The sequence below is a fragment of the Falsiroseomonas sp. E2-1-a20 genome (assembly GCF_051433195.1).
In the GTDB taxonomy this organism is placed as follows: domain Bacteria; phylum Pseudomonadota; class Alphaproteobacteria; order Acetobacterales; family Acetobacteraceae; genus Falsiroseomonas.
In genome coordinates this window covers 38,945-55,326 of sequence record NZ_JBHMFT010000014.1, presented here as the reverse complement: position 1 = coordinate 55,326, position 16,382 = coordinate 38,945, and the positions used below count along the sequence as shown (strand labels likewise).

Here is a 16,382-nt window from a genome sequence, read left to right as displayed (position 1 = left end):
GCCGCAAGGCGCGGAGAGCTGAATCGGTGACGCAACCATGACGTTGCAATACGGGCAGGTCTGGCAATACCTGCCCGATTTCCTCCTCGGCGCGCTGACGGCCTTGTGGATCGCCGGCGTCGCCTTCGCCGGCGGCCTGCTGATCGGGCTCGCCGGCGCCTCGGCCCTGACCTACGCCGCCTGGCCGCTGCGCGCGCTGGTGATCGCCTATGTGCGCTTCTTCACCTACACGCCGCAGCTGGTGCAGATCTTCTTCCTGTTCTTCGCCCTGCCCGAGGCCGGCATCATCCTGTCCCCCGTCACCGCCGTGCTGATCGGCATGACCCTGAACGCCGGAGCCTACCTGACCGAGATCGAGCGCGCCGGGTTCGCCAGCGTGCCGCGCGCGGAACTGGAAGCCGCCGAGACGCTGGGGTTCGGCCGCGTGCAGACCGTGTGGTACGTCATCGCGCCGCACGTGATCCGCGCGCTGTATCCGGCGCTGTCCAGCCACTACATCATCATGACGCTCGGCACTTCCATGGCCGCCATCTTCGGGGTGGAGGAACTCACGGGGCGGGCGCTGAACGCCAATGCCATCTCCTTCCGCTCGGTCGAGATATTTTCCGTCGTCGCGGTGATCTACATCGCGCTGACCATCATCGCCTCCGCGCTGCTGTGGCTGGTCGGGCGCTGGCTGTTCCGGGTCAAGGCGAAGGTGTTCTGATGTCGGCCTGGGACATCATCCTGGCCGAGGCGCCGCGCTTCTACACCTGGTGGAACCTGCGCTTCCTGCTGATCGCCGTCGGCAACACGCTGATCGCCAGCGTGGCGGGCTGCGGCATCGGCTACGCGCTCGGCTTCCTGCTGGCGACGTTGCGCCTGCCGCAATTGGTGCCCTTCGCGCCGGTCCGGGGCGCCGCGATCCTGTGGGTGGAGACGTTTCGTCGAATCCCCTTCCTGGTGCTGCTGCTCCTGGTGTTCTTCCTGTCGCAATTTGCGCGACTCGAAGCACCGCTCTGGGCCATCGCGGTCACCGCCGTGGCGCTGCGCATGTCCGCGCTGGCGGCCGAGAACGTCCGCGCGGGGTTCGAGACGGTGCGGCCGACGCAGTGGGAAGCCGCGCTCACCATGAACCTGCCGGGCCTGACCACGCTGCGCCGCGTGGTCCTGCCGCAGAGCTGGCGCGTGATCCTGCCGCCCTCCATCGTGCATGTGCTGTCGATGGTGAAGGAGACCTCGCTGGTCAGCCAGATCGGCTTCATCGAGATCACCTTCGCCGCGAAGATGCTGACCCAGCGCGGCTTCTCCGCGCTGATCACCTACGGCACCGCGTTGATCCTGTATTTCTGCATCAGCTGGGTGCTGGCCAGTTCAGGACGGTGGCTGGAGCGAAGGCTGACCCTGCGTCCTACAATCCTGACGCCCTGAGTGCCGCCCGCATCAGCGCCGCCTCGGCACCCTCCACCGCCGGCTGCGGCGGGCGCACCGCGGGGCAGGGGATGACGCCCATCTCCGCCAGGCAGAATTTCAGCCGGGCCGTCGCGCGCCCGGCCGGTGGCGCGCCGTAGATCGCATCCGCCAGCGGCTCCAGCCGTTCGTGCAATGCGCGGGAAGCGGGCAGGTCGTTGGCACGCACCGCCGCGTCCAGCGCCACGATCTCATCCGGCAGGATGTCGGCGAGCGAGACCAGGCTGCCGTCGGAGCCATGCACGTAGCAGGCCAGCAGATGCTCGTCCCCGCTGGCACACACTGCCACATCCGGCCGTTTCGCCCGCACCTGGCGGCGCAGCGCGTCGTAGCCATTCACCTCCCAGCCGCCTTCCTTGATGCCGACGACCTCCGGAATGTCCAGCAGCGTGTCCAGGGTTTCCGCCGTGAAGCCCATGCGGCCGGCGGCGTGGTGCGCCCGGAACAGCCACATCGGCAGGCCCGGCACCGCATCGGCGATGATGCGATGGTGCAGAACGGACTGCGCGGTGGAATGCGCGAGGGCGAAGCTGTTCGGCAGGAACACCATGATGGCATCCGCGCCCGCCTCCCGCGCCTCCCGCGCCTCCTCCGCCGCCTCCAGGCTGCTCTCGGCGTTGATGCCCGCAACGACGATTCGTGTGGCGCCGACGGTCGCGACGGTGACCTCCACCGCGCGCCGCTTCTCCTGCCGCGACATGACGAAGTTCTCGCCGGCATGGCCGTTCATCAGCACGCCGGCGATCCCCTCCCGCAGCACGCAATGCGTCGTGTGCCGCGCGTAGCTTTCCCAATCCGGCGCGAAGTCGGGAAACATCGGCAGCACGGTGGAGGGGTAGATGCCGTGGAAGGAGGCTGGTTTCACGCGGCTTTCTCCTGCGCCAGCAGACGGTCGATGGGAAACAGCGGCAGCTCGGTGGCTTGCCCGCAGATCGCCTGCGCCAGCAGCTTCCCGAGATAGGGCCCGCTGGTGTAGCCGGAATGCACGCTGCCGATGATCCAGGCGTCGCCGATGCCCGGCATCGGTCCGATCGCCGGCAGCGCATCCGCCGTCTCCGCCTCCAGCCCCAGCCAGGCGCGCACCACCCGCGCATCGCGCAGCGCCGGCACGGTATGCGCGGCCAGTCGCACATTGCCGAGGAAGCTCTCGGGCTTCACGGCCAGGCCGCCGCGCGCCCGGTCGCCGATGCCCTGCCAGCCGCCGCCGATCAGCACCGTGCCGTTCGCATACTGCTTCAGCGACAGCAGGCCGGAGGCGACGCCGAGCACCGTCCGCATCACCGGCGCCATGCGTTCGGTGACCACCAACTGGTTGACCAGCACCTTGATCGGCAGCGTCACGCCGAGCCAGCCCGCCATGTCCTGCAGCCAGACCCCGCCCGCCAGCACGATGCGCTTCGCGCGCAGCGGCCCGGCCGCCGTGTCCAGCTCGAAGCCGGGCATCACGCCGCGCACTGCGCAATTCTCGCGCAGATCAACCCCCGCGTTGAGCAGCGCCGGCCGGAAGGCGCGACCCGTGAGATAGGCGCTGGTGAAGCCATCGATCGGGCAATGCCCGGCGGCGATGACGCGCTCCGAAAGCCCCGGCTCGATCTCCCGCGCCCGCGCCGGGCTCACCAGCTCGATCGGTGCGCCGGCCTGGCGGCGGAAATGCGCGCGCTCCTCCAGCATCGCCGCCTCATGCTCCGTGAAGGCGACCGACAGGCCGGGGCAGCCGGTCGCCAGCACATGGCCGCCGTCGCACCACTCCGGCATGCGCAGCCACATCTCATGCGCGCGCAGCGCGTAGGGGATCAGCGCGGCGCGGGTCATCTGCATGGTCAGCGTGCCGGCATTCACGCCGGAGGCTTCGCGGCAGATGGCGCCACGATCCAGCAGCGCCACCTTCATCCCCGCACGCGCCAGGAACAGCGCGGTTGAGCAGCCCATCACGCCCGCGCCGATCACCGCGACATCGAAGCGCATCAGATCGGCGCCGCGGCCGGCACGGGAATATCGGCGTAGTCGAATTCGCCGAGCAGCGCGTCCATCGCCACCGGCCGCAACGGCAGCCGGCCGGTCGCGAAGCCCACCTTCTCGCGCCCACCTCCCCGCATCGCGACCAATTCCGCCGCCGCCTCGCCGCACAGGCGCCCCTGGCAGGGGCCCATGCCGCAGCGGGTGAACTGCTTGAGCTGGTTCATGTCCGTCGCGCCATCGGTGCAGGCGGCCTCGATCTCGGCGCGCGTGACGCCTTCGCAGCGGCAGACCACCGTCTCCGGTGGTATCGCCGCAACCAGGGCCGGGCGCATCGCCATCATGCGCGCCATCGCGGCACCCGCGCGCGCCGCGCGCGCATGCGCCCGAGCCGGGATGGCACGCGCGGCCGCATGCGACGGAGCATCCAGCAGCCTGAGGTCGTGCAGTGCCGCGAGGGCTGCGAGCCGCCCCGCGGCCGGCGCCGCCGCGGCACCGCGGACCCCCGCGCCATCGCCCGCCGCATACAGGAAGGGCACGGAACAACGGCCATCCCGATCCAGCACCGGTACCCAGCCGCCATCCTCCGCGGCGTAGCGATGCGTGGCGCGGAAGGTCCGCGTTGCCTCCGTCGCCGGCACCAGCCCATGGCCGATGCACAGCGCGTCGCAGTCGAAGATGCGCTCCGACACCCGCACCCGTTCCAGAACCGCGCCGCCTTCCGCCGCCGCGATGCGCGCCCCGGACAGCACCGGCACACCCCGCGCCCGCAGCCCCGCCCGCCAGGCCATTCCGCGCGCCAGTAGGTCCGGCCGCGCCGCCAGTGCCGGCATCGCGCGCGCCCATTCGCCGGTGGTCGCGAGGTCCACCACCGCCGCAACCTCCGCCCCGGCCTTCACCAGCTTCCACGCCACCGCGAACAGCAGCGGTCCGGCGCCAGCCACCACCACGCGGCGCCCCGGCAATACGCCCTGCGCCTTCGTCAGGATGGTCGCCGCCGCCAGGCCCATCACGCCGGGCAGGGTCCAGCCGGGGAAGGGGATGATGCGCTCATGGGTGCCGGCGCACACCACCAGCGCGCGCGACTCGACATGGAAGCTGCGGCCATCCGGGGCCAGCGCATCCAGCCGGAACGGCGCCGGCGCCACGCCGGCCGCCACCAGCACGCCGCCGCCCACACCCCAGACGCGGCAACCTGTCCGCACCTCCGCGCCACTGGCGGCCAGGGCGGCGCGCAGCGCGTTGCCGGCACGTGCATCCGAATCGGGCCTGATGACGAAACCCCGCGGCGGTGCACGATACACCTGGCCGCCCGGCGCCGGACTTTCCTCCAGCAGCACCACGCGTGCACCGCGCTGCGCCGCTTCCGTCGCCGCCGCCATGCCGGCCGGCCCGCCACCCAGCACCGCGACATCGAAGCTCATGCGCGTGTCACCGCAATCCCTTCCTGCACCGGCGTGATGCAGGCCTGCACCAGGCGGCCATCGACGCGCACCAGGCATTGCTGGCAGACGCCCATCAGGCACAGCGCGACGCGTGGCCGCGCCGAATCCAGGCCTTCGCCAAGCCGCCGTATACCGCTGGCCAGCAACGCAACGGCCAGCGCCTCGCCCGCCGGCGCCATCAGCGCCTGGCCGTCGAAGGTGAAGGACACCCGGGCGGGGCGCTGAATGCCTGCGATGCGGAGATCATCTGCCACATCTTTCATCCTATCGCACCACGGCGCCGCGTCCATGACCTCTATTGCCGCTTGACGAGTCCACCTTTCCGCAAAGACACTTTCGGGAATGGAAAGGAAGGAGAACCGGGCTTGGCCTTCCTCGCGCTGAACGGGTTGACCGCGAGCTATGGCGGCAAGGCGGACGTGCTGAACGACGTCACGCTGAACTTCGCCAAGGGCGAGGTGGTGGGGCTGATCGGGCCATCGGGCTCCGGCAAATCCTCGCTGCTGCGCGCCCTTGTCGGCCTGCTGAAGCCGCATGCCGGCAGCGTCGCGCTGGGCGGCAAACCCATCGACTACACCAATGCGGCCTCGCTGCGCGCCGCCCGCGACCGCTTCGCCATCGTCTTCCAGCAGTACAACCTGTTCCAGAACATGACGGCGCTGCGCAACGTCGCCATCGCGCCGACGCTGGTGAAGAAGCGTCCGGCGAAGGAGGTGGAGGCGGAGGCGCGTGCCTTGCTCGCCAAGGTCGGCCTCGGCGAGAAGTTTGACGCCTATCCGGACGAATTGTCCGGAGGCCAGCAGCAGCGCGTCGCCATCGCCCGCGCCTTGGCCCTGCATCCCGACATCCTGCTGCTGGACGAGGTGACCAGCGCGCTCGACCCCGAACTGGTGGGGGAGGTGCTGGACACCATCCGCGCCCTGCACGCCGATGGCATGACCATGCTCATCGTCAGCCACGAGATGTCCTTCATCCGCGAAGTCGCAACCACCGTCGTCTTCATGGACCAGGGCCGCGTGGTGGAGGTCGGCCCCCCCGCGCAGATCTTCGACACGCCCCAAAGCGCCCGCCTGCGCGACTTCACCGCCCGAATCCTGCGTCATTGAGGAGAGACACATGACCGACCGTCGCAAGCTGTTCGTCGGTGGCGCGGCCGCGGCCGCCGCCGGCGCCGCGCTGCTCACGCCCAACCAGGCCTCCGCCCGCCCGCTGGAGGACGTGCTGCGCGCCGGAGAACTCCGCGTCGGCGTGAACCCGACCCTGCCGCCGCGCGCCCTGTTCAACGACCGCAACGTGATCGATGGCTTCGAGCCGGAGGTCGCCGCCGCCATCGCCGCCAAGCTCGGCGTGCGCCTGGCGTTGCAGGCGGTGGGCTCGCCGGACCGCATCCCGATGGTCGCTTCCGGCCGCATCGACTTCGTCATGGGTGCGATGAGCCGCACCAGCGAACGGGCCAAGGTCATCGACTACACGGTGCCCGTGCATTCCGAAAACTACGGCATCGTCGCCATCGCCGGCCGCGGCCACACGACGCTGGAGGCGCTGAACAAGCCGGACGTTACCCTGGCCCAGGTGCGCGGCACCACCGCCATCCCCTACATCGCCCGCGCGATTCCCAACGCGCAGGTCCTGCTGCTGGACAACTACCCGGACCGCAACCGGGCCATCGCGCAGGGCCGCGCCCAGGCGAGCTTCGACGGCGTCGATTCCGTGCGCTTCGCGCTGCGCCCCTTCCGCCAGGTGGAGTGGGAAGTAACGGGCGTGCCGTCCTTCGGCGTCACTTATTCCGGCCTCGGCGTCGCCAAGAACAACCACTCGCTGCGCAACTGGCTGAACATTGCGCTGTACGAGTTGCATGTGGACGGCACGATCGAGCGCGCCTGGGAGAAGTGGTTCGACGGGCCGATGTTCACCAAGGTACCGCACAGCCCGTTCTTCTGAGGCGCGCGGCAATGCGTACCTCTCAACCTGGGGCCTGCAACTACTGCAGGCCGAGCGGCCGAATGGCCGCCGCCGCAAGTGCGGCGAAGCCAAGCCGGCGAATGCCGGCGCCCGGCGCCTGAGGGCTGATATTTGTCCTACACGCTCATCTACTCGCAGGTCACCGGCCACATTCCCTATCTGCTGGCCGGGGCCTGGCTGACGCTGCAACTCGCCTGCATCTCCTTCTTCATCGGCTGGGGCATCGGGCTGGTGAATGCGACGGTGCTCAGCTACGGGCCGCGCCCCGCGCGGCTCGCGGTGCAGGCCTACGTCACCTTCTTCATCAATACGCCGCTGCTGGTGCAGATCTTCTTCATCTTCTTCGTGTTGCCGGACATGGGCATCCTGCTGTCGCCCTATGCTGCGGTGGCCATCGGCATGTCGCTGAACGCCGGCGCCTACCTCACCGAAATCCAGCGCGCCGGCTTCGCCAGCCTGCGACGGACGGAGCTGGATGCGGCCTCCGTCATGGGCTTCTCGCTGTTCCAGACGGTCTGGTACGTGATCCTGCCGCACATCGCCAAGGTGCTGTACCCGCCGCTGGCGAACCAGTTCATCATCCAGGTGATGACCACCTCCATCGCCGCCATCTTCGCGGTCGAGGAGCTCACCGGCCGCGCCTACAACGTCAATTCGCTGACCTTCCGGGCGCTGGAGGTCTTCTCGATCACGGCGGTGATCTACATCGTGCTGACGCTGGTCTGTTCGCTGGCGCTCGCGCTGCTCGGGCGCTGGCTGTTCCGCGTCGACGCCAAGGTGTTCTGAGCGATGTGGGCACAGGTCATCGAGGAATCACCCCGCTTCTTCGGCTACTGGAACCTGATGTTCATCGGGGAGGCGCTGGTCAACACGCTGCTGCTTTCGTGGCTCGGCGCCTGTGTCGGCTTCGGCTTCGGCTTCCTGTTCGCCATCTGCCGCCACCCGCGCCTGTTCGGCATCTGGCCGCTGCGCCTGGCCGCCACGCTGTATGTCGAGGTCTTCCGTCGCATCCCCTTCCTCGTGAAGCTGATGTGCGTGTTCTTCGCCTTCCAGTTCTCCGGCACCGAGGCCAGCCTGTTCACCATCGCGCTGGTCACCGTCATCCTCTCCGCCGCCGCCTTCGCCGCGGAAATTGCCCGGGCCGGCATCGAGGCGATTCCCGGCCCGCAATGGGATGCGGCGGAGGCGATGAATTTCGGCCGCTGGCGCACCCTGTTCCGCATCGTCGCGCCGCAGAGTTTTCGGGTCGTTCTGCCGCCACTGTTCGGCTACACCGTCGGCTTCATCAAGAGCACGTCCATCGCCAGCCAGATCGGCGTGATGGAGCTGACCTACGCCGCCAAGATCCTGAACACCCGCGGCTTTTCAGCCTTGCTCTGCTTCGGCACCATCCTGGTGCTTTACTTCCTGATCTGCTGGCCCACGAAACATTTCGGCGAACGGCTCGAAGCCCGTCTCGCGCGACGCTGAGGAGAATCAGGAATGGCCTACACGATGCCCGGCATGAACCTGCTGCGGGGCGCCATCGACTGCCACGTGCACTGCGCCCCGCACCTCAACGGCCGTTCCGTGAACGTGTTCGAGGCGGTGCGCCAGGCCGCCGCCGCGGGCATGAAGGCCATCGGCATCATGTGCAACTTCCAGAACACCTCGGGCTTCGCCGCCCTGGCCAATGACGAACTCGGCCATCTCGGCTGCCACGCCTTCGGCGGTGTCATCATGCAGCCAACCGCGGGCGGCGTGACGCTGGAGGTGGCCAAGGCCGCGATCGGCTATGGCTATGGGCCCGGCACGGGAGCACGCTTCGTGTCGCTGCCGACCCACCACACCCGCTACATCGCGGAGCGCGAGGGCCGCGGCCCCGCCTTCCTGGAAACCACCTTCCAGGTTCCCGAATCCGGCCAGGTGCCGGACGTCGTCTGCGCCATCATGGACCTGTGTGCCGAAAAGGACGTGGTCTTCGACTGCGGCCACGTCTCGGGGCGGGAGGCCGTGGCCCTGGCCGAGGAGTGCCGGCGCCGTGGCGTCACCCGCATCCGCACCCACGGCTCGCGCTACACCATCGACCAGATCCAGGCGATCACCGCACTCGGCGGCTATGTGGAACTGTCCTTCTTCATCCTGACCCATGCGACCCAGGTCGGCCTGACGCATGTGGATGAGGAAAAGCACAAGATATCCTCGGCCAGCACCATCCAGGATTTCACCCCGCGCATCCGCGCCGCCGGCGACCGCTGCATCCTGTCCTCCGATGGCGGGGTCTTCCTGCTGCCGCCGCCCGTCGAGTGCTTCCGGGAATACCTGCTGCTGGTACAGTCGGAGGGCTTCACCGAGGCGGAGATCCGCCGCATGACCTCGACCAACCCCGCCGCCCTGTTCGGCCTGGACTGAGAGACCCGATGCAGACCGACCTCCCCGAGATCCTCGCCGAAGTCACCGCGGCCTTCAAGCGATACGAGCAGGCCCTGGTTGCCAACGACGTGGCGGTGCTGGACGAGTTGTTCTGGAACGATCCGCGCACCATCCGCTATGGCGCCGGGGAAAACCTGCATGGCTATGCCGAGATCATGGCGTTCCGCGCCGCCCGGCCGTCGGTCGGTCTCGAGCGGGAATTGCTGCACACGGTCATCACGACCCATGGCCAGGACTTCGCGACCGCGAACACGACCTTCGCCCGCAACGGCCGCATTGGCCGGCAGAGCCAGACCTGGGTGCGGCGGCCGGAAGGTTGGCGCGTCGTGGCAGCCCATGTCAGCCTGATGCCGCCCGCACCGTGAGGCCAGGCCCCAGGACCAGTTCAAGGAACCGTGATTGGGCGGCGAGAGGCTCGGTGCGCCGCAGCGCCCGGGCGCGTACACTGCTATGGTCAAAATCTAAATGTATTAAGTCCCACATATAATCCTGATGCCGTTCGATCTACCTTCTCTGCAAGGACCTCAGCTGCGGTCCACGGGACTCTGCACGCTGACCGACCCTGATCTGGTCTGGCTGCATATAATATCCGATATCGCAACCGGGCTTGCCTACTTCTCGATCCCAATCGTTCTGGTCGTCTTCGTGCTGCGGCGGCGCGACCTGGCCTATCCGTGGGTCTTCGGGCTCTTCGCCCTGTTCATCATCGCCTGCGGCACAACCCACCTGATGCATGCCTGGACGATGTTCTACCCGGACGATGTGACGGAGGGCCTGATCAAGGCGATCACCGCCGCCATCTCCGTCGCCACCGCCATCGTGCTGTGGCCGCTGCTGCCCCGCCTGCTCGCCCTGCCGAGCCATGAAGCGCTGGCGCGGGAGGTGGAGGAGCGCCGGCTGGCCGAAGCCCGTGCCGTGGCCAGCGAAGCACGGATCGCCGCCTTCATCGAGAACCTGGCGGAGGCGCTGTTCGTGGTCCGCGTGGAGGCGGGCGGCTTCGTCCTGGAGACCGTGAACCCGGCCTTCGAGCGCCTGTTCGGGCTGCGCGCCACGAACATCCTCGGATACCCGGTCGCGGAGGTGATCCCCTCCGCCATGCTCGCCGCCGCCCTGCCGCACTGGCACAAGGCGGCCTCATCCCGGCAACCGGTCGACTACGTTGTCGAAGCGGAAACCCCGCTGGGGCTCCGTGTCTGGCAGACGGTGCTGGTGCCGATGATGGACCAGGATGGCCGTACGGATCGCCTGCTCGGTTCGGCGCGCGACATCACCATGACCCGCCGCCTGCAGGCGGACCTGTTGCAGAGCGCGCGGCTCGCGACCGTGGGCACCATGTGCGCCGGCCTGGCGCATGAGACCAGCCAGCCGCTGAACGCTGCGATGCTGTGGCTGCGCAGCGCGCGCGCCGCGACCGCCGGGCTTGAACCACCGCGGCAGACGGAAAAGCTTCACAACGCGCTGGGCGTCGTGGAGGGTCAGCTTCGGCGCGCCGGGGATCTGGTCGCCCGCATCCGCGCCCTGCCGGGCGAGGAGGCGGGCGTCACGCAGGTGTTCGACGCCGCGCGCGCCGCCGCAGCGGCTGTCCGTACAGCATCCGGTCAGTACGCCGCGGAGGGTATCACGGTCCGCCTGCACCAGCAGGCCGCGCTCCTGCCTGTCCGCGGTGCGTCGGCGCGCCTCGAACAGGCGCTGATGCAGCTTCTGGCCAATGCACGTGACGCGGTTCTGGACAAGCGCCGGGTTGATCCGGGTTCCGACGCCTCGATCCTCGTCACGCTCCGCGCGGAGGCGGGCGAGGCGGTGATCGAGGTGCAGGATGCCGGTCCCGGCTTCCCGGACAGCCTTCGCGATGCGATCTTCGACCCGTTCTTCACCACCCGCGATCCGGGCCACGGCAGCGGCCTCGGCCTGCCGCTCGCAGCCGCCGTCGCGCGTGGCATGGGCGGTCGGATCGAGGCCCGCAACCTGCCTGATGGCGGCGCGCTGTTCACCATGCGCATGGCATTGGCACCCGAATCCTGCCTGCAATCCGCAACGGAGGCGGCACCCACCTGATGGCATGGACGATTCTGGTTGCGGAGGATGAGGGCCTCGCCGCCATGGCGATCGAGGACGAATTGCTGCGGGAGGGCTATGAGGTCGTGCTGGCCCCCGACGGCCAGGCCGCCCTCGAAGCCGCGGAGTTGCACCCGCCAGACCTGCTGCTGACCGACCTGCGGATGCCGCGGCTGGATGGCTCGGCGCTGATCCGCGCCCTCCGGGCCGGGCGACCCGACCTGCCGGTGGTGGTGATGACGGGCTATGCGCCGTCCGGCGGTGCCGCATCCTTTGGCCGTGACGGCGAAGCGCCGGTGAGCCTTTTCCCCAAGCCGCTCGACATGGATGCGGTGCTGGCGGAACTTCGCAAGCTGCTGCCCGGACGCTAGGTCTGATGGACGAAGCCGAACTGCGCTACTGGCTGGTGCGGACCACCGGCGACCCCGGGCTCCAGATCACCGGGCTGAAGCGCCTGTCAGGCGGGGCTATCCAGCAGAACTGGTCGCTCGACGTCCTGCTGCGTGGCGAGCCCCAGGCCTGGGTGCTGCGCACGGATGCCCCGGCGGTGCTGGCGGTCAGCCATTCCCGCGCCCAGGAATTCGCCCTGCTGCGGGCCGCACGCGCGGCCGGGGTCACGGCGCCAAAGCCGATCTATCTCTGCAACGACATCGCCGTCATCGGTCGCCCCTTCTTCATCATGGCGCGGGTCGAGGGACTGGCCGCGCCACATCGCATCGTGCGGGAGTTTGCCGACAGGGCCGGACGCGACATGCTGGTGGCGGCACTGGGGCGCGAGCTTGCGCGCATCCACACCATCCGCCCGCCATGCCCTGGCCTGGAGTTCCTCGGCGCGCCGCCGGCAGACCCGGCGCTCGCGGCCATTGCGGCGATGCGCGAAAGGCTGGACGCCGCCGGCACCCCGCGACCGGTGCTGGAATGGGGACTTCGCGCGCTGGAGCGCAATGCGCCGCCGCCGCTGCCCGCCGTGCTGTGCCACCATGATTTCCGCACCGGCAACGTCATGCTGACGGAGTCCGGCGTCGCCGCCGTGCTGGATTGGGAATTTGCCGGCTGGGGCGATCCACATGCCGATCTCGGGTGGTTCTGCGCGAAGTGCTGGCGCTTCGGCAATGTGGCGCAGGAGGCGGGTGGCATCGGCCCTCGCACCGCGTTCGAGGCCGCCTATGAGGCCAAATCCGGCCGGAGCATCGACAGGTCGCGGCTGCCCTGGTGGGAGTTGCTGGCCACCATCCGCTGGGCCGTCATCGCCGCGGACCAGGCGGCACGGCATCTCTCCGGCCAGGAACGCAGCCTGGAACTGGCCCTGACCGGGCATATCGTGCCGGAGTTGGAGTGGGATATCCTGGCCCAGGTGGACCGGATGCCAGGGAGGCTCTGATGCTGGAGAAACCCGATGCCGCCAACCTGCTGGCCACCGCCCGAAGCCTGCTGATGGAGGAGATCCTGCCGGCCCTGCCGCCGGACAAGGTGATCGCCGCCCGCATGGTCGCCGCCGCCATCGGCCTGGCGCTGCGCGAGGCGACGGCCGGCCAGGAATGGCAGGAAGCCCTTCAACATCGCCTCCGCGCCCTGGTCGCCGCGCCTGATTCGCGGCTGCTGCAACGCCTGTCGGAGGAAATCCGGGATGGCCTGCACGACCCGGGCGCGGCCAGCCACGCGGATATCGCGCACTGGCTGCACGACTACGCCCGGCTGCGGGCGACCGTCAGCGCGCCGAAGGCGTTGCTCTGAACCGGGCGTCCCGGTGCTGGTCCAGCCGCGGCGCGCCGGAGGCCGGGGCAGGGCGGGTGCCGTCGAAGCTGATTGGCAGGGCGACGACCCGGAAGTCCTCGCCCGGCGGCGTCGCCAGCATGGCCATCGCCGCCGCCTGTGGCTCGGCCAGCATCTCGGGGATGGTATTGATCGGCGCGCAGGGCACGCCCGCCTCGACCAGCAGGCCGAGCCATTCCACCCGCCGCCGGGTAGGCAGGATATCGCGGATCATCGGCAGCAGCGCCTCCTTGTGCGCCAGCCGGTCCCGGTTCGTTGCGAAGCGCGCGTCGGATAGCCACTCGACGTGCCCCAGCACGCGGGCGAATTTCGCGAACAGCCGGTCATTGCCGCAGCAGACCAGCAGCGGCGCATCGGCGGCGTCGAACGCCTCATAGGGCACGAAGCCGGGATGGCCGGAGGCATGGCGCACCGGCTGCTCCCCCTGGTTCACATAGGCGGAGACCTTCTGGTTCGCCCAGGTGAAGGCGGTCTCGAACAGGGATGTGTTGATGACGCAGCCGCGCCCGGTCCGCGCCCGCTGCTGCAGGGCCGCCAGCGCGCCGATCACCGTCCACATGCCGGTGCCCTGGTCCACCACGCTGGCGCCCATCCGCACCGGCGGACCATCCGGCTCCCCGGTGATGGAGGACAGCCCACCAAAGGCCTGCAGCAGCGGCTCGTAGCCCGGCTGGTCGCGCATCGGTCCGAGATGCCCGAAGGCGCCCATCTCGCAATAGATCAGCCGCGGGTGCCGCGCCGTGGTCTCCGCCGCCCCGAGACCCAGCGCTTCCGGCACCCCCGGCCGCATGTTGTGCACCAGGATATCCGCCTGCCCGAGCAGCCCATGCAGCGCCGCCACGCCCTCCGGCGCCTTCAGGTCGAGTGCGATGCTGCGCTTGCCGCGGTTGAATTCGTGGAAGACCAGCGCGTCGCCGTGCCGGAAGGCACGCCCCATCTGGCGAGCATCATCGCCGCCCTCCGGCTTCTCCACCTTGATCACGTCGGCGCCGAGGTCGGCCAGGATCGCACCGGCGAAGGGACCGGCGAAGACCTGGCCGATCTCGACGACCCTGATGCCCTCCAGCGGCCTCACGCCGCCAGCCCCTGCTTCGCACGATACTTCGCCAGCGACCCGGCATGCATCACCCGGCCGTTGAGCCGGCGGCCGATGAGGCGCTCCGCCAAGCGGGCGCATTCCACCAGCGCCTCCAGGTCGATGCCGGTCTCGATGCCCAATTCGTGGCACAGGAAGACCAGGTCCTCGGTGCACACATTCCCTGCCGCGCCGGCATCGCCATGGGCGGCGAAGGGGCAGCCGCCGAGGCCGGCGACGCTGCTGTCGAACAGATCGACCCCCATCTCCAGCGCCGCCATGACATTGGCGGCGCCGAGCCCGCGCGTGTCGTGCAGGTGCAGGCCGAGCCGCACCTCCGGCAGCGCCTCCCGCACCAGGCCGACCAGCCGGCGGGTCTGCTCCGGATTGCCCCAGCCCATCGTGTCGGCGAGGAAAATCTTCGGCAGCTTCTCGCCACGCTCGGCACAGATGTCGCGGGCGTAGCGGGCCAGGGCGACCACGCGCTCGGGCGGGATATCGCCCTCGTAGTTGCAGCCGAAGGCAGCCATGATGATGGCGAAGTCCGGCTTCAGCCCGGCCTCGGCGTAAAATTCCAGCCAGCGCTTCTGCCGCTCCGCCATCTCCTCCGCCGAGCAGCCATTGTTCTTCCGGGCGAAGGCGTCCGAGGCATACAGGGATATCTTGCCGGCCAGATCCACGCCCGGCGTCGCGAGCGCGCGGCGAAAACCCTGCTCGTTCAGCCACAGCCCGGCGTAGTGCACCCCTGGCCTGCGGCGGATCGCGGCGAAGAAGGCCTCGCTGTCGGCCATCTGCGGCACGTGCTTCGGGCTGACGAAGCTGGCCACCTGGATGTGGTGCAAGCCGGTCTCGGCCAGCGCCTCCACCAGCTTCACGCGATCGGCCAGCGGGAAGATGGTCTTCTCGATCTGGAAGCCCTCGCGCGGGCCTTCCTCGCGAAACTCCACCCGTTTTGGCAGGTCTGGCATGCGGTAGTCCCCTCTCAGGTCATTGCCAGGATGGTGCCGGTGCAGTCGCCGAAGCCGATGCCGGCGAAGCCCTCGCGCCGCGCCCGCGCCCGCAGCGTGATGGTGTCGCCATCCTCCAGGAAACGCCGCGTGGCGCCGGATGGCAACGCCAGCGGCTTCCGCCCGCCCTGCGTGATCTCCAGCAGCGATCCGTAGCCGGTGGCGGTGGAGATGGTACCGGTGCCGAACAGGTCGCCCGGCTGCAGGTTGCAGCCGCCGCAGGCGTGGTGCGCCACCATCTGCGCCGGCGTCCAGTACAGCCCCTGCGCATCGCCCTGCGACAGGCGGAACGGCTCCGCGCCCGGCACGGTCAGCCAGACTTCCAGTTCCAGACCGAGCGCCCCGCCGGCCTGATCCGCCTCGTCCCACAGATAGTCCATCGGCTTCGGATCACCCTCCGGCCGCGCCGGCTGTGCCACCCGGAAGGGCGCCATCGCTTCCGGCGTGATCACCCAGGGGCTGAGGGTCGAGCCGAAATTCTTCGCCAGGAACGGCCCGAGCGGCTGGTACTCCCAGCCCTGGATGTCGCGCGCCGACCAGTCGTTCAGCAGCCCGTAGCCGGCGATGTGGCCGGCCGCCTGCCCAATCGGGATTGGCTCACCCAGGGCATTGCCCGGGCCGATCCAGATGCCGAGCTCCAGCTCGTAGTCCAGGTTCCGGCTCGGCCCGAAGCTCGGCTCCGCCTCCGCCGCCGGCTTGCGCTGCCCGTTCGGCCGGCGCAGCGCGGTGCCGGAGGGCACGATGGAGCTGGCGCGGCCGTGATAGCCGATCGGCACGTGCTTGTAGTTCGGCAGCAGCGGATTGTCCGGCCGGAACAGCGCGCCGACATTCGTGGCGTGCTGGATGCCGGCAAAGAAATCCGTGTAGTCGCCGATCCGCGCCGGCAGATGCAGCGTGCAGTTTCCCGAGTTGTGCAGCAGCGGGGCCTGGGCGTCCGCACCCTCCGCCAGCAGATCCGCAACCTGCGCCCGCAGCGCCTGTCGCGGCGCGGCGCCGAGCGCGAACAGCCCGTTCAGCGTGCCGTCCCCGGTCGCCGCCACCGCCTCCGCCGCCACGCCGCTCAGCAGCCCGGCCTCCAGCGCCGCGGCCAGGTCCAGGATCATGTCGCCGATCGCGACCCCGGCCCGACGCGCCCCGCCGGCGGCCGAAAAGATGCCCAGCGGCAGGTTCTGGATCGGGAAGTCGGCATGCCCGGTGGCCGAGGCGACGAAGCTGCGCCGCCCCGCATCATGGGTCCGGTCGATCACG

The 16,382-nt window shown here is 69.5% G+C and carries 19 protein-coding genes; 12 read left to right on the top strand and 7 right to left on the bottom strand.

Annotation, left to right across the window (positions count from 1 at the left end):
- The first annotated feature begins 37 nt into the window (after positions 1-37).
- Together ACFHPP_RS17600 and ACFHPP_RS17595 are read left to right on the top strand one after the other, a co-directional pair.
- Positions 38-706: an amino acid ABC transporter permease gene (locus ACFHPP_RS17600; protein WP_437164546.1), complete on the top strand. Its 669-nt coding sequence runs from the start codon at positions 38-40 to the stop codon at positions 704-706.
- Entirely contained in the window at positions 706-1,410 is a 705-nt protein-coding gene (locus tag ACFHPP_RS17595; RefSeq protein WP_437164545.1) for an amino acid ABC transporter permease, read from the top strand. Before ACFHPP_RS17600 ends, ACFHPP_RS17595 begins: the two co-directional genes overlap by 1 nt.
- Here ACFHPP_RS17595 and ACFHPP_RS17590 read toward each other — a convergent pair.
- From ACFHPP_RS17590 to ACFHPP_RS17575, 4 genes are read right to left on the bottom strand one after another with little or no spacing between them, the layout of a single operon-like run.
- Positions 1,391-2,314: a dihydrodipicolinate synthase family protein gene (locus ACFHPP_RS17590; protein WP_437164544.1), complete on the bottom strand. Its 924-nt coding sequence runs from the start codon at positions 2,312-2,314 to the stop codon at positions 1,391-1,393. The two genes, ACFHPP_RS17595 and ACFHPP_RS17590, sit on opposite strands and share 20 nt — an antisense overlap.
- Positions 2,311-3,414 carry an NAD(P)/FAD-dependent oxidoreductase gene (locus ACFHPP_RS17585; RefSeq protein WP_437164543.1) on the bottom strand — a complete coding sequence of 368 codons (1,104 nt, stop codon included), beginning with the start codon at positions 3,412-3,414 and terminating at the stop codon, positions 2,311-2,313. Before ACFHPP_RS17585 ends, ACFHPP_RS17590 begins: the two co-directional genes overlap by 4 nt.
- Positions 3,414-4,829, bottom strand: coding sequence for an NAD(P)/FAD-dependent oxidoreductase (locus ACFHPP_RS17580; RefSeq protein WP_437164542.1), 1,416 nt, complete (start codon positions 4,827-4,829; stop codon positions 3,414-3,416). The genes ACFHPP_RS17585 and ACFHPP_RS17580 overlap by 1 nt, the downstream gene beginning before the upstream one ends.
- Entirely contained in the window at positions 4,826-5,104 is a 279-nt protein-coding gene (locus ACFHPP_RS17575; RefSeq protein WP_437164541.1) for a (2Fe-2S)-binding protein, read from the bottom strand. Before ACFHPP_RS17575 ends, ACFHPP_RS17580 begins: the two co-directional genes overlap by 4 nt.
- Before the next feature lie 111 nt (positions 5,105-5,215).
- Here ACFHPP_RS17575 and ACFHPP_RS17570 point away from each other — a divergent pair, with 111 nt between their 5' ends.
- The 10 genes from ACFHPP_RS17570 (at position 5,216) to ACFHPP_RS17525 (ending at position 13,013) form a co-directional block, all read left to right on the top strand.
- Positions 5,216-5,956, top strand: a complete 741-nt coding sequence (locus ACFHPP_RS17570) for an amino acid ABC transporter ATP-binding protein (RefSeq protein WP_437164540.1) — start codon at positions 5,216-5,218, stop codon at positions 5,954-5,956.
- A 10-nt stretch (positions 5,957-5,966) separates the two neighbouring features.
- Positions 5,967-6,791 (top strand): transporter substrate-binding domain-containing protein, encoded by an 825-nt coding sequence (locus tag ACFHPP_RS17565; RefSeq protein ID WP_437164539.1) that lies wholly within the window; start codon positions 5,967-5,969, stop codon positions 6,789-6,791.
- 132 nt (positions 6,792-6,923) lie between these two features.
- Positions 6,924-7,598: an amino acid ABC transporter permease gene (locus tag ACFHPP_RS17560; RefSeq protein WP_430669160.1), complete on the top strand. Its 675-nt coding sequence runs from the start codon at positions 6,924-6,926 to the stop codon at positions 7,596-7,598.
- A gap of 3 nt (positions 7,599-7,601) precedes the next feature.
- Positions 7,602-8,282 (top strand): amino acid ABC transporter permease, encoded by a 681-nt coding sequence (locus ACFHPP_RS17555; protein ID WP_437164538.1) that lies wholly within the window; start codon positions 7,602-7,604, stop codon positions 8,280-8,282.
- A gap of 12 nt (positions 8,283-8,294) precedes the next feature.
- Positions 8,295-9,203: a DUF6282 family protein gene (locus ACFHPP_RS17550; RefSeq protein WP_437164537.1), complete on the top strand. Its 909-nt coding sequence runs from the start codon at positions 8,295-8,297 to the stop codon at positions 9,201-9,203.
- Positions 9,204-9,211: 8 nt separating this feature from the next.
- Positions 9,212-9,589: an oxalurate catabolism protein HpxZ gene (gene hpxZ / locus ACFHPP_RS17545; protein WP_437164536.1), complete on the top strand. Its 378-nt coding sequence runs from the start codon at positions 9,212-9,214 to the stop codon at positions 9,587-9,589.
- Between the two features lie 127 nt (positions 9,590-9,716).
- The gene (locus ACFHPP_RS17540; RefSeq protein WP_437164535.1) at positions 9,717-11,279 is read left to right on the top strand and encodes a sensor histidine kinase; all 1,563 of its coding nucleotides are present in this window, start codon (positions 9,717-9,719) and stop codon (positions 11,277-11,279) included.
- Positions 11,279-11,650, top strand: coding sequence for a response regulator (locus ACFHPP_RS17535; RefSeq protein WP_437164534.1), 372 nt, complete (start codon positions 11,279-11,281; stop codon positions 11,648-11,650). The genes ACFHPP_RS17540 and ACFHPP_RS17535 overlap by 1 nt, the downstream gene beginning before the upstream one ends.
- A 5-nt stretch (positions 11,651-11,655) precedes the next feature.
- Positions 11,656-12,660, top strand: coding sequence for a phosphotransferase family protein (locus tag ACFHPP_RS17530; RefSeq protein WP_437164533.1), 1,005 nt, complete (start codon positions 11,656-11,658; stop codon positions 12,658-12,660).
- Complete coding sequence (locus tag ACFHPP_RS17525; protein ID WP_437164532.1) at positions 12,660-13,013, top strand: DUF6285 domain-containing protein; 354 nt, start codon at positions 12,660-12,662, stop codon at positions 13,011-13,013. The genes ACFHPP_RS17530 and ACFHPP_RS17525 overlap by 1 nt, the downstream gene beginning before the upstream one ends.
- Here ACFHPP_RS17525 and ACFHPP_RS17520 read toward each other — a convergent pair.
- The 3 genes from ACFHPP_RS17520 to fahA are packed head-to-tail and all read right to left on the bottom strand — an operon-like array spanning position 12,988 to position 16,381.
- Positions 12,988-14,127 (bottom strand): CaiB/BaiF CoA transferase family protein, encoded by a 1,140-nt coding sequence (locus ACFHPP_RS17520; RefSeq protein WP_437164531.1) that lies wholly within the window; start codon positions 14,125-14,127, stop codon positions 12,988-12,990. The genes ACFHPP_RS17525 and ACFHPP_RS17520 overlap by 26 nt on opposite strands.
- Positions 14,124-15,095, bottom strand: coding sequence for a hydroxymethylglutaryl-CoA lyase (locus ACFHPP_RS17515; RefSeq protein ID WP_437164530.1), 972 nt, complete (start codon positions 15,093-15,095; stop codon positions 14,124-14,126). Before ACFHPP_RS17515 ends, ACFHPP_RS17520 begins: the two co-directional genes overlap by 4 nt.
- 14 nt (positions 15,096-15,109) lie before the next feature.
- Positions 15,110-16,381, bottom strand: coding sequence for a fumarylacetoacetase (gene fahA, locus ACFHPP_RS17510; protein WP_437164529.1), 1,272 nt, complete (start codon positions 16,379-16,381; stop codon positions 15,110-15,112).
- Position 16,382 lies beyond the last annotated feature (1 nt).